Source organism: Planosporangium thailandense, from assembly GCF_011947195.1.
GTDB lineage: Bacteria > Actinomycetota > Actinomycetes > Mycobacteriales > Micromonosporaceae > Planosporangium > Planosporangium thailandense.
Genome location: NZ_JAATVY010000027.1, coordinates 15,538 through 28,616, shown reverse-complemented (window position 1 = coordinate 28,616; position 13,079 = coordinate 15,538). Strand labels below are relative to the sequence as shown.

Genomic DNA, 13,079 nt, shown 5'->3' with positions numbered 1-13,079 from the left:
CGCCAGCACTCGCTCAACAAGCACCGTCGCTCCAGCCTCGTCACCGAGCGTTCACCGCCACGAATGACCGACGGCTTCGCCCTCGCACGGCTCCAGCCTCAGCCCAGTTCATCCCGACGCGGGATGGAACACGCCCGCGCGTGCGGGGACGACACCTCACCGCTGGCATCCGGCGCGGTTCAGCGCCGTCGAACGCGCCCCGCTGCTCCCATCCTGCTCCCCTGTCGTGTCTCCGAGCCGACCCACGGGCATGGCGCCTAAACTGGCGAACCACCGAAAGGATCCAACTACGAACCGCAGACGACCGGAGCCCTGGATTCCAGCCCAACAGGCACTTCGGCCGCCGCCGGCAGGAGGCCATGACCCCGCCGACCAACCCATCGAGGTGGTCCGCGCCATCCGCGACGACATCCGTGCCCACGTCGAGAAACTCATCAGCGACTTCGCCACCGGCTCGGCGCAGCCCTGACCGACGCCTTCCCTCCCGCCCAGGCAAGAACCCCCGGCCCTCAATCCCATTCACAACCGCGCCGTGAGCACCACACTCTGGGCGAATCGCGACAGCTGGTCGACGCCCCACGGGTGGACGGACACAACGCCGACTGACACCCTGAAGGCACCCGGAACCGCTACCCGACGAGGAGCGCCCATGGCCGAGTCGCGTGAATGGACGTACGACGGGACGCAGGGCAAGCTCGCCGCCAGAACTTGGAGCGGGCCGGACCAGCCTACGCACGTCGTGGTCATCGCCCACGGCTACGGAGAACACATCGGCCGGTACGAACGCCTCGCGGGCGCACTGGTCCAAAACGGCGCGGTCGTCTACGCCGTCGACCATGCAGGCCACGGTAAGAGCGAGGGCGAGCCTGTCGTCGTGAGAGATTTCGAGGACGTCGTCTCCGATCTGCACCTGCTGGACGAGACGGCTCGGCGCGTACATCCCGACCTACCGGTCGTCCTGCTTGGCCACTCGATGGGCGGCCTGATCGCTGCGCGCTACGCCCAACGCTATGGACACACCCTCGCCGCGCTCTTCCTGTCCAGCCCGGTAATCGGCCGCTGGGACGCGGTATCGCAACTGCTCGCCCTCGACGAGATCCCGGACGTGCCGCTCGACGTCACCACGTTGTCGCGCGATCCAGCCGTCGGGCAGACCTATGCGGCCGATCCCTTGGTATGGCACGGCCCGTTCAAGCGGACCACACTTGAAGCCCTTCAGCGCGGGCTGGAGACGATCGCCCGTGGGCCGAGCGTGGGCGACCTGCCACTGATGTGGATCCACGGTGAGGACGACCAACTCGTACCGATCGATGGAAGCCGCCCAGGGATCGAACACCTACGTGGCTCCCGCTTCGTCGAGCGGACCTACCCGGGGGCCCGCCACGAGTTGTTCAACGAACTGAATGCCGACGACGTCGTCCGCGACGTCACCGAGTTCATCCACGCGCAGGTGGCGACTCGCTGACCGGCATGCCCAGCGACATGACCGGCGAACACCGACCGGATCCGCTGTCCGGCGCTACCACGCTGCACGTAGCAAGTCCTGCAGGCTGTCGCGATCGACGTGGCATGGGACCTGGCTGATGGACCGGTCAGCGAGTGCATGCTCGACGATGTCTGGCAGCGCGCCCGCCGGTACGCCGACGTCCCGCAATCGCCGCGGTACCGCACGTACAGTGAGGATCCACCCGATGGCCGCGACCGCATCGTCGGCCGCATCGTCGGACGCGGACGGATATTCGAGTCCGCTGCCACAGCCAGCGCAGACAGTCATCACCGGACACGCCTTCATGCAGAACATTCGCCGCGACCACTACGAACGGCGCCACTGGCGGAGCGGCGCAGGTAGACCGCCCAGGTGACCAGCACGCACAGTGCGTAGAAGCCGATGAACGCCAGGTATGCCGCGTCCGCGCTCCTGGTCGCCAGGAACGACTGGCGGAACACCAGGTTGACCAGCACCCCGCCGAACGCGCCGAGCGCGCCGGCGATGCCGATCACCGCGCCGGCGATCCTGCGGGCCGCGTGCTCGTCGTCGGCGTACTTGGCATTGAAGATCGCTGGGATCATCTTGTACGTCGAACCGTTGCCGATGCCGCTGAACACGAACAGGGCAATGAACCCCACGAGATAGAGCGGCAGCGAGCGCTGCTGCGCGGCGAGCAGCACGATGCCGGCGCCACCGGCCATTGCGACGAAGTTGGCGAAGGTGACCTTGGCCCCTCCCAGCCGGTCGGCCAGGGCGCCGCCGACCGGGCGGATCAGCGAGCCGAGCAGCGGGCCGAGGAAGGTCAGGTAGGCGGCCTTGATCGGGGTGCCGAACTGGTCGTGGAACTGCACCTGCAGCACCTGGCCGAAGGCGAAGCCGAAGCCGATGAACGAGCCGAAGGTACCGATGTAGAGCAGTGACATGATCCAGGTGTGTGGCTCGCGGGCGGCGTCGCGCATGGCGTGCTTCTCGTTTCTGGCCTGGGACAGGTTGTCCATGTAGAACGCCGAGCCGAGCGCGGCCAGCACGATGAGGGGGAGATAGATGCCGGCCACGATGCCGGGGTGACCGACGCCGAAGACCGCGAGCACGAACAGGCCGACCAGCTGCACCACGGCGACGCCGAGGTTGCCACCGCCGGCGTTGACGCCCAACGCCCAGCCCTTCAGCCGGTTCGGGTAGAAAGCGTTGATGTTGGTCATCGAGGAGGCGAAGTTGCCGCCCCCTACACCGGCCAGCGCGGCCAGGATCAGCAGGGTGGAGTAGGCCACGCCGGGCCGGAGCAGGAACGCCGCGCTCATTGACGGGACGAGCAGCAGAGCGGCACTGAAGACGGTCCAGTTGCGCCCGCCGAAGCGGGCCACGGCGAGGCTGTACGGGATGCGCAGCGCCGCGCCGAGCAGCGTGGGAACCGCGGTGAGCAGGAACTTGCCGGCAGGGTCGATGCCGTATGTCGGGCCGAGGAAGAGCACCATCACCGACCACAGCGACCACACCGAGAAGCCGATGTGCTCGGAGAGGACCGAGAAGATCAGGTTGCGACGCGCGACCCGGGCGCCGACGGACTGCCAGAAGCCGTGCTGTTCGGGCCGCCAGTCGTCGATCCAGTGTCCGCGGATGGTGACCGCAGGACGGGTGGCGGGCACGGTAGCGGTCATGTCACTCCCCCAGGAGAATCTGATCGCCATCGAGGCGGACGGGGTAGACGGTCACCTCGGGTTGGCCACTCAGCGAGCAGCCGGTGGTGAGGTCCCAGGCGTTGAGATGCAACGGGCACACCACCTGCCTGAGGTCGATCTGGCCGTCGGCCAGCGGCCCGCCCTTGTGCGGGCAGACCGCGGAGGTGGCGCGCAGCGAGCCGTCGCGCAGCCGGAAGACGGCGACCATCTCGCCGTCGACCGCGTACGCGCGACCCTCGCCGACCGGGATGTCGTGGACCGATCCGAGCGGCCTCATGCGCGCACCGGAACCCGGGGCAGCACGGTCAGCGGCAGGGAGGTGCGAAACTGCCCCGGCGTCACCGGGTCGGTCCGTTCCCGCCACGGGTCACGGTAGGCGGCGATCGCGGCGTCCATCGCGGCGTCGAGATCAGCCGCGATCGCTTGCGCGTCGTCGACGACGATCGCCCTGATCTTGTCGATGCCGACCCGCGGCACGAAGGCATAGGTGCGCTCGAGCCAGTTGCCGTTCTCCCGGTAGTACTGCAGGAACCGCCCGGTGAGCTGGACGACCTCCGCGGCCGAGGAGACCGTGGCGAGCAGGTCCCCCTTGCGGACGTGGGCGCCGGCGGCGCCCCCCACATAGATCTCCCATTTGGCGCCGTCGATCGCGACGACGCCGATATCCTTCACGTATGCCTCGGCGCAGTTGCGCGGGCACCCGGTGACCGCGAGCTTCATCTTGCCCGGACCCTCGATGCCCTGGTAACGCTCCTCGAGCGCGATGCCGAGCGCGGTCGAATCGCCGACGCCGAACCGGCAGAAGTCCGAGCCGACGCAGGTCTTCACCGTGCGGAAGCTCTTCGCGTACGCGTACCCGGACGGCATGTCCAGGTCCGCCCAGATCTGTGGCAGCTTCTCCTTGGGGACGCCGAGCAGGTCGATGCGCTGGCCGCCGGTGAGCTTGACCATCGGTACGTCGTGCTTCTCGGCTACCTCGGCGATCCGCCTGAGCTGGGCCGGGGTGGTGACGCCGCCCTTCATCTGCGGGACCACCGAGAAGGTGCCGTCGCGCTGGATGTTGGCGTGCACCCGGTCGTTGATGAAGCGGGCGTCGCGCTCGTCGATGTACTCGTCGCCCCACATCATCTTCAGCAGCGACGCCAGGCCCATCTTGCTTTTGGCGTCCTCGGTGCCGCCGGGCACCAGCGTGGCGAAGACCGCGGAGACCGACTTGAGTTCGTGCCGGCGGATGGCGGCCATCAGCTCCGGTTTGGGCATCGGCACGCCGGGCACGTACCAGGAGGCGGCCGGATCCTCCTCGACCTCGCCGCCGGTAGCCCACCCGACGATGCGCTGCACCAGCGGCCTGCAGGTGCCGCAGCCCTTGCCGGCCCGAGTCTTGTCCATCACCCCACCGACTGTCTTGCAGCCGGCGGTTACGGTCGCGCAGATCGTGCCCTTGGAGACACCGTTGCAGTTACAGACCTGAGCGTCGTCGGCCATCTCGGCGGGGCTCACCTCGGCCGGCGGTCCACCGAGGTCGAAGAGCAGCTCGGCACGTTCCTCGGGCAGCGGCAGCCCGAGGTCGAACGCCTGCATCAGGAACGCCGCCTTGCGCGTGTCGCCGACCAGGGTGGCGCCGACCAGCCGGCCGTCGCGGATGACGACATTGGAGTAGACGCCCTTCCCCGGCTCGGCGAACTCCAGCAGTTCGTCGTCCTCGCGCTCGGGCAGCTGCAGGCCCATCGAGGCGACGTCGACACCGGCCACCTTGAGCTTGGTGGCCACCCGCGATCCGTGGTACGCGGCGTCGGGGTCGGCGCCGGTGAGGTGGTCGGCGAGCACCTTCGCCTGCTCCCACAGGGGGGCGACCAGGCCGTACACCTGACCGCGGTGCTGCGCGCACTCGCCGACCGCGTAGATGTCGTCCTCGTCCTGGACGCGCATCTGGTCGTCCACCACGATGCCGCGCTCGACGACCAGGCCGCTGTCCGCCGCCACCTGCGAGTTGGGGCGGATTCCTGCGGCCACCACCACGACGTCGCACGCGATGACCCGGCCGTCGGAAAGCCTCACCCCGGTGACCGCGTGCCTGCCGAGGATCTCAGTGGTCGTCGCGTCGACCACCACCTCGATGCCGAGCTTCTGCTCCACGATGCGCTGCAGGGTCTTGCCGGCTCTCTCGTTGAGCTGGGCGTTCATCAGGTGGCTCGCGGCGTGCAGCAGGGTCACGTGGTCCAGGTGGTTCTGCAGGCCGCGGGCGGCCTCGAGGCCGAGCAGACCGCCGCCGATGACCACGGCCCGCTCGTGCTCCCGGGCGTACCGGATCATGGCGCGCGTGTCGTCGAGCGTTCGGAATACGAAGACGCCCTGGTGGTAGCCGCGCCCGGGAAGACGGATGCCCTTGATCGGTGGGACCCATGCGCTGCTGCCGGTAGCGATGATCAGCTTGTCGTACGGGGTGGGCGTCCCGTCGGCCGTGTACACCGTCTTGGCGAACCGGTCGATGCGCTCGATCCGGGTGCCGGCGTGCAGGGTGATGCCGTTGTCGGCGTACCAGGACAGGTCGTTGAGAAAGATCCCCGCCTCGTCCTCCACACCGGCGAGGAGGTTCGAAAGCATGATCCGGTTGTAGTTGCCGTACGGCTCGTCGCCGAACATCGTGATGGCGAAGTCGCCGCCGCGGGCGAGGATCTCCTCGACCGTGCGGGCACCGGCCATCCCGTTTCCGACGACCACCAAGCGCTGCTTCATCAGACCTCCACCAGGCCCGGGTCGACGATCACGGTTGCGGTGGCCCCGGCCGGCGCGGCTTGCGGGAAACAAGGGGTCGAGTTCACCTAGTCGGCTCCTCTCTCGAACAGGGCGATCGAGACCGCGCACACCTTGAAGGCGGGCATCCGGGAGTGCGGGTCGAGGGCCGGGTTGGTCAGTGCGTTCACGCCCGGCCAGTGGAATGGGGCGAAGACGGTGTCCGGGCGGATCCCGTCGCTGAACCGGGCCCGCAGCACCGCCGCGCCGCGGCGGCTGCGCAGCTCGACCAGGTCGCCGTCGGCGATGCCGTGCCGGCGGCCCAGATCCGGGTGGATCTCCGCGCGCGGTTCGGGAAGCGCCACGGTGAGCGCCTTCACCCGGCGGGTCTGAGTGCCGCTCTGGTATTGCTGCATGTTGCGGCCGGTGGTCAACACGTACGGGAACTCGCGATCGGGCAGCTCGGCCGGATCGCGGTGCTCGACGCGGTGGAACATCGCCTTTCCGGTGGAGGTCGGAAAGCCGTCGGTGAACAGCCGTGGCGTACCGGGGTGATCCTCGGACGGGCAGGGCCAGAACACGCCCTGCTCGGCGTCGATCCGCTCGTAGCTGATCCCGGCGTAGTCCGCGATCCCGCCGGCGCTGGCCCGGCGCAGCTCCTCGAAGACCGCACGAGGATCGTCGGTGAAGTACTCCCCGCGCCCGAGCCGGCCGGCCAGCTCGGTGAGCATCTGCAGGTCGGTGCGCACGTCCGGGGGCGGGGGCAGGGCCCGTCGGCGGCGGATGACCCTACCCTCCAGGTTGGTCATCGTGCCTTCCTCCTCCGCCCACTGCGCGGTGGGGAGCACGACGTCGGCGAGCTCGGCGGTCTCCGAGCGGAAAATGTCCGACACGACCAGGAAGTCCAGCGCGCGCAGGCGGTCACGCACCCGGTTGGTGTTCGGCGCGGAGACGGCGATGTTGCTGGCCAGCACGAGCAGCACCCGGACGCCGCCCGGCGTGCCGAGACGATCCAGCATCTCGTACGCGGACAGGCCCGGCCGGGGCAGCTCGTCCGGGTCGATCCCCCACACTCCGGCCACGTGCGCACGGGCGGCGGGGTCGTCTAGCCGCCGGTAGCCGGGCAGTTGGTCGGCCTTCTGCCCGTGCTCGCGGCCGCCCTGCCCGTTGCCCTGCCCGGTGATCGTCCCGTACCCGGCGAAGGGCCGCCCGACCAGGCCGAGCGCCAGCGCCAGGTTGAGGTACGCCTGCGCGGTGTCGGTGCCGTTGCTGTGCTGCTCGGCGCCGCGCGCGGTGAGGATCATCGCCGGGCCGGCGGTGGCGAGCAGCCGGACGGTCTCCCGCAGCCGGACCTCCGGCACCCCGGTCATCCGCTCCACCCGCTCCGGCCAGTACGCATTCGTGGCCGCGTGCACAGCGTCGAAGCCGGTAGTGCGCTCACGGATGTACACCTCGTCGATCAGGTTCTCCCTGATCGCGATGTGCAGCAGGCCGTTGGCGAGCGCCAGGTCCGTGCCGGGCAACGGCTGCAGGTGCAGGTACGCCCCGGCGACCGTACTCGTCCGCCGCGGGTCGACCACGATGTGCTTCGCCCCGGCGGCCCGGCCGGCATCCAGGTACTGCATGGACGGTGGCATGGCATCCGCCGGATTGGCACCGACCAGCAGAAGGGTCTTCGCCCCGGCCACGTCGGCGATCGGGAACGGCAGGCCGCGGTCGACGCCGAGCGACCGGTTCGCCGCGGTGGCCGCGGACGACATGCAGAACCGTCCATTGTAGTCGACAGCTGCCGACCGCAACGCGACCCGGACGAACTTGCCCAGCGCGTACGCCTTCTCATTGGTCAGCCCACCACCGCCGAACGCACCGACGCTGTCCGGCCCGTAATCCTGCTGGCTGCGTCGGATCGCCTCGATGACGAGGGTGAACGCCTCGTGCCAGGTCGCCTCGCGCAGCGGACAGCGCCGGTCACCCGGAACCTCGCGCACCAGCGGGGTGAGCAGCCGGTCCTTGTGGTCGAGCAGGTCGGTCGCGGTGAATCCCTTGGCACACAGGCCGCCGCGGTTTACCGGAAAGCCGAGCGGCTCCAGCTTGACCCGAGGGATCTCCGGGATCAACGTCATGCCGCACTGCAGTGCACAGTAGGGGCAGTGCGTTTCGGTCGCCGTCACACCCCGGATACTCGCGTGCGTTTGTTTACCACCGAGACCGTCGCCGTTGCGTATACGTTCGGGAATCCCTACATCAGGGCCGGAGCCGTTGTGAGGAGGGCGGACTCGTAGCGGCGCAGCACCAGGTCGGCGACGGCCGGCCCCAGACAGAGCGGGGCGTCACGAAATCGGCGCCAGCGCGGTGCAGCGTGCGGTAGAAGAGCCCGTCGGCGAGCAGATGCGCGGCGATCGCAAGGCGCCGCTTCCCATGGGCGACCGCGAGCAGGGTCGGTCGGTGGGTCAGGTGCTGCCTTTCTCACGGTCGGCGGATAATGCTCGTCCCGGCATCGCCGACCGGTCACCATCGTGAGCAGGAGGGTTACGCGGCCGGGTCGTCAACGCGCAGCCGGTAGCCGCGCTTCATCACGGTCTCTATGTGCCGGCCGGAGCCGAGCGCCGTGCGCAGCCGGGCCACCGCCACCTCGACCGCGTGACCGTCGTTGCCCCGCGGCAGGGCGCTGATCAACTGGTCCCTCGACACCACTGCACCGGGGCGGGTGGCGAGCGACTTGAGGATGGCCATCGCGGCCGGGGCGAGAGTGTGCGGGACCTCGTCGATCAGGACGGCGTGGCCACGTACCTCGAGGATGGACCCAGCTACCCGAAGCCGGACCGCCCGGCGGGGCAGTTCGTCGGTCACCGTCCTGATCAACGCGCCCAGCCGGTACCGCTCCGGCATCACCACCGGGACCTTCCGCTCGACGAGCGGGCCCGCGGTAACCGGGCCGACGCACGCGGCAAGCGTGCCAGTGCGGAACCTTTCCAGCACGGCGGCCTCGGCCTCGCCGGCCAACCGCAGGAACGCCTTGACCGCGGGCGCACTGGTGAACGTGACCGCATCGATCTGCCCGGCGGTGATCTGGTCGACCAGCCGGTGCACCGGGACCGGGTCGGGCGGCAGCACCCAGCGGTAGACCGGGACCTCGACCACGACGGCGCCGGCCGCACGCAGCGCCGCGACGAACTCGACCTGCGGTTCGCCGTGCTCCTGCACCACGATCCGCAGCCCGGCGACACCCTGTGCGAGCAGCCGTCGCAACACCTCTTCCGAGGCCTCGGTCGGCGCCGCCCACTCCTCGCTGAGGCCGGCAGCCCGGATCGCGCCGCACGGCTTGGACCCTCGGGCGATCAGCCGCGCCGACCGCAGCACCGAGCGCAGCGCGTCGGCCATCCCCCAGCCCTCGGCCGCTTCGAGCCAGCCGCGGAAACCAAAGCCCGTGGTAGCGATCACCAGGTCGGGGGCCAGCCCGATGCAGGCCACGGTGGCCGCACGCAGGGCGTCGTCATCGGCGAGAGGGACGATCGAGATGGCGGGGGCGGCGACGACCCGGGCGTCGCGGCGCTGCAGAAGCGCACTCATCTCGTCGCGGCGACGCTCGGCGGTCACCGCGACGGTGAAGCCGGTCAGTGCGCCCGCGCCCATCCGCTCCCCATCTCGCGCTGCTACCCGCCAGACTGACGAGGCCCCATTTCCGCGATGTAGATCAGTTGTTTCGCGCCTGAAAAAACGGCCCCACCAACCCCAGTCGGCGAGACGATCCGAGTAGCTCAACCCGGTCGAACACGGTTCAGCGCTGTTCAACGCGCCCCGCTGCTCCCATCCTGCTCGCCCACGAACCGCGTCTCATGTTGCCGCAGTACGGCATGCTCAGCATTCGCTGTTGAGCTTTGGTAGCTGCTCGGGTAGTTCTGCGAGGCTGTCGATGCGTATGTGCGCCTTCTCGACTTCCGGTTGAGTGGCGTAGTAGTAGCCCCACGGCCCACGGCGGATAAACACGGTGGTGAGGCCGGCGTTGAGCGCCGGCAGGATGTCGTTGTCGAGCCGGTCCCCCACGTACGCGATCTCGGCCGGCGCGCACCCGGCCGACTCGATCAGCTTGGCGAAGAAGGCCGGGGTCGGCTTCTCGGCGCCCCAGTCGTCGGAGGTGGCGATCAGGTCGACGCCGAGACTCAGCTCACGCAGCAGCCGGCCGGCGCGGGCGGTCTGGTTGCCGGCGACGCCGACGAAGTAGCCGTCGGCCATGAGCGCCGCCAGGCACTCACGCACGTCCGGATACAGGTCGCGGGCGTTGAAGTGCTCGGCGAGGCCGGCGTCGGCTCGGCGTCGGCGCTCGACGGCGAGGTCGAAGCCGGGTCGGAAGTGCTGGAAGACCTGCCGGTAGTCCTGGCCTTGGGCCGACGGTGGCCCGCCCGCCTCATCCGGCGAGACGCCACCAGGTTCGACGCGTTCAACGACCGCCACCTCGCCGAGTTGCCGATCTGGCGTACCAGCTCCCGACCCTGTTGGAGTCCCGATGACCCACCCCGCGCCCACCGTTACCAGCGGTCTCGGCGCCACCGCCGGGCCGCCCTGCCGGCGGCTGCTGATCACCGCCCCCGGCACCGTCGAGCTGATCGAGCAGATCCTGCCACCGCTCGGCGACCACGACGTGTACGTGCGCACTGTCGTCTCCGGCATCAGCCACGGCACCGAGCTGGCGTGGCTGCACGGAGCCGCAGCGGCGCTGCACCGCACCTGGCACACCGGGCAGCGCATCTACCTCGATGGGCCGGGCCGCGACTACCCGGTCGCCCCCGGCTACGAGTCCATCGGCCGGGTCACACAGGTCGGCCCCGCGGTCACGGCCGTCGCCGTCGGCGACCTCATCGCCGTCGACGCGCCCCACGCCGATGGGCATCGACTCACCGACACCGCCGCAGCCGCAGGCCTACTGCCGGCCGGCGTCGACCCCGAGCAGGCGGTGTTCTTCATCCTCACCCGGGTCGCACTCGGCGGCGTTCACGACGCGGCACTGTCTGTGGGCGACACGGCGGTCGTCGTAGGGCTCGGCACCGTCGGGCTGCAGGCTGCGCAGATCGCCCGTCGCGCCGGCGCCCGGGTGATCGGCGTCGACCGGTACCCGCTGCGGGTGGAGGCCGCGGGCTCCACGAAGCGATCGGCTGCCTACGCGTCGGCGGCCGGGTCGCCACCGTCGCCTCCTACCGCAACGCGCGGCCATCTGGGCCAGGACCAAGCCGACGCCGGTGGCACCTTCCTACAACGCGGGCAGAGTGAGCACTTGCGTTGCCGGTCGTGTTGCTATCCGTGGTCGGCCGTTTCCCAGTAGCCGGGAAGGTTGCGGCGCATCCGTTCGAGGGCTGCCGCAGTGCGGGCGCGTACCCACAGGCAGCCCTGCTGGTCGTCGCGCAGCACCACGTCGGGGCCGGTGAACCAGCGCACCGCCGTACCGCCGACCGGCGGGGTGGGGTAGTCGGGCAGGGCGAGTTGCTCGTAGCGCTGCTCGAGCTGCTCTGCTTCGGCGTCGTCCTGTGCCTTGTTGTCGCCGAGTTCCCCGCGAGCGTAGATCGACTCCGACAGCACCATCTCGATGCACGCCGCGGAGAACGTGCCCAGCCAGGCGTCCCAGGACTCGGCCCGCTCGTTGCGGAGGTTGAGCTTGACCACCACCGGAGGATCGGGCTTGTCCAGGTCGGCGGTCAACACGCCCCAGTGCGCGAAGCCTTGGCTTTCCACGCGGAAGATCAGCGCCTCGCCCGTCGGTTCGAGGTAGAGTTCGGCCGGGTCCAGCAGCGTGTCCTGGTTGCTGGTCAGGTCGCGGCGGCGCCCGAACAGGCCGTACGCCTCCCGCAGTGCCGCTGGCAGCCGTAGCTCCAGCCGGCGCTCGGCATCGTCCAGTTCGGCGTCGCTCCAGCCGTCACTCTCGGCCAGTGGCGTCAGCCAGGTGGCGGCGAAGTGTCGGACGAACTGCCATGCCGCCTGCCGGTCGTCGAGGCCGGTGGCCAATTCCCGGGCGAGGTCGAATCCGGCCCGCATCCTGCCGACTCTACGCGCGCGGCCGTCCGATCTTCAGCTCGGCCGATCGCTCGCCGGCCCGCGTTTCGGACCGGGCAGCGCCAGGCGGAAGACGTTCTTCCAGACGGTGGCGGTCTGGCGCAGCAGCGAGCCGGTGTTGTAGCGCAGCCCGTAGCGTGCGCAGAGGTCGCGGACCTTGGGGGCAATCTGTGCGTAGCGGTTGCTGGGCAGGTCGGGGAACAGGTGGTGTTCGATCTGGTGGCTGAGATTCCCGGTCATCAGGTGCAGCAGCGGACCACCGGTGATGTTGGCCGAACCGAGCAGCTGGCGCACGTACCACTCACCGCGGCTCTCGCCGTCGAGCCGGTCTTCGCCGAAGACCTCGGCGCCGTCGGGAAAGTGGCCGCAGAAGATGACCGTGTGCGCCCAGACGTTGCGGGCGGTGTTCGCGGTGACATTGCCCAGCAGCGCGGGCAGGAACGACGGGCCGGCCAGCAGCGGAAACGCGACGTAGTCCTTGACCACCTGGCGGGCGGCCTTACGTGCGACGCCACGCAGCTGGGTGAGGGCTTCGGCCCAGCTCTTCTCGCCGCGCCAGGCCCGTTCGAGCTCGACGTCGTAGATGGCGATGCCCCACTCGAAGAAGGCGGCCAGCAGCGCGTTGTAGACCGGCTGGGCCAGATAGACCGGGTGCCAGGGCTGCTCGGGGCTGACCCGCAACGCGGCGTAGCCGATGTCGCGGTCCTTGCCGAGGACGTTGGTGTAGGTGTGGTGCACGAAGTTGTGCGAGTGCTTCCACGCCTCAGCCGGCGAGGCGGAGTCCCATTCCCAGGTGGTGGAGTGGATCTCGGGGTCGCGCATCCAGTCCCACTGGCCGTGCAGGACGTTGTGGCCGATCTCCATGTTCTCCAGGATCTTGGAGATGGCTAGCGCCGTGGTGCCGGCCAGCCAGGCCGGCGGCAGGATCGACACGGCCAGCAGGGCGCGGCCGCCCACCTCCAGGCCGCGTTGGACGGCGATGACCCGGCGGATGTAGCGGGCGTCGGCATCGTCGAGGCTGGCGGTGATCTCGTCGCGGAGCCGGTCGAGCTCCCGGCCGATCTCCTTGATGTCGACCTCGGACAGGTGCCCGGTCGTACCGACCGCTTCGGGCACGGTGGCGCTCATCGCATGGC

General features: G+C 69.7%; 10 protein-coding genes. 2 read left to right on the top strand and 8 right to left on the bottom strand.

All coding sequences use genetic code 11. The features are described from left to right. The first annotated feature begins 649 nt into the window (after positions 1–649). Positions 650–1,465 carry an alpha/beta hydrolase gene (locus tag HC031_RS26365; RefSeq protein WP_167928125.1) on the top strand — a complete coding sequence of 272 codons (816 nt, stop codon included), beginning with the start codon at positions 650–652 and terminating at the stop codon, positions 1,463–1,465. A gap of 323 nt (positions 1,466–1,788) precedes the next feature. Here the strand turns inward: HC031_RS26365 and HC031_RS26360 are convergent, their stop codons facing one another. From HC031_RS26360 to HC031_RS26335, 6 genes are all read right to left on the bottom strand, one after another. Then, positions 1,789–3,147 carry a nitrate/nitrite transporter gene (locus HC031_RS26360; protein ID WP_167928124.1) on the bottom strand — a complete coding sequence of 453 codons (1,359 nt, stop codon included), beginning with the start codon at positions 3,145–3,147 and terminating at the stop codon, positions 1,789–1,791. A gap of 1 nt (position 3,148) precedes the next feature. Continuing rightward, complete coding sequence (locus HC031_RS26355; protein WP_167928123.1) at positions 3,149–3,445, bottom strand: Rieske (2Fe-2S) protein; 297 nt, start codon at positions 3,443–3,445, stop codon at positions 3,149–3,151. Continuing rightward, positions 3,442–5,904, bottom strand: a complete 2,463-nt coding sequence (nirB, locus tag HC031_RS26350; protein WP_167928122.1) for a nitrite reductase large subunit NirB — start codon at positions 5,902–5,904, stop codon at positions 3,442–3,444. Before nirB ends, HC031_RS26355 begins: the two co-directional genes overlap by 4 nt. Positions 5,905–5,990: 86 nt before the next feature. Next, positions 5,991–8,024 (bottom strand): molybdopterin oxidoreductase family protein, encoded by a 2,034-nt coding sequence (locus tag HC031_RS26345; protein ID WP_205863274.1) that lies wholly within the window; start codon positions 8,022–8,024, stop codon positions 5,991–5,993. Between the two features lie 406 nt (positions 8,025–8,430). Next, on the bottom strand, positions 8,431–9,534 hold the full coding sequence (locus tag HC031_RS26340) for a uroporphyrinogen-III synthase (RefSeq protein WP_167928120.1): 1,104 nt from the start codon (positions 9,532–9,534) through the stop codon (positions 8,431–8,433). A gap of 225 nt (positions 9,535–9,759) precedes the next feature. Further along, a complete protein-coding gene (locus HC031_RS26335; protein ID WP_338090843.1) occupies positions 9,760–10,353 on the bottom strand; it encodes an HAD family hydrolase in 594 nt (197 codons plus the stop codon). 52 nt (positions 10,354–10,405) lie between these two features. Here HC031_RS26335 and HC031_RS34090 point away from each other — a divergent pair, with 52 nt between their 5' ends. Further along, the gene (locus HC031_RS34090) at positions 10,406–11,218 is read left to right on the top strand and encodes an alcohol dehydrogenase catalytic domain-containing protein (protein ID WP_277349811.1); all 813 of its coding nucleotides are present in this window, start codon (positions 10,406–10,408) and stop codon (positions 11,216–11,218) included. Here the strand turns inward: HC031_RS34090 and HC031_RS26325 are convergent. Together HC031_RS26325 and HC031_RS26320 are read right to left on the bottom strand one after the other, a co-directional pair. Then, positions 11,191–11,925 (bottom strand): SMI1/KNR4 family protein, encoded by a 735-nt coding sequence (locus tag HC031_RS26325; RefSeq protein ID WP_167928118.1) that lies wholly within the window; start codon positions 11,923–11,925, stop codon positions 11,191–11,193. The genes HC031_RS34090 and HC031_RS26325 overlap by 28 nt on opposite strands. Positions 11,926–11,958: 33 nt before the next feature. Beyond that, positions 11,959–13,071: a fatty acid desaturase family protein gene (locus HC031_RS26320; protein ID WP_167928117.1), complete on the bottom strand. Its 1,113-nt coding sequence runs from the start codon at positions 13,069–13,071 to the stop codon at positions 11,959–11,961. Positions 13,072–13,079: the final 8 nt, after the last annotated feature.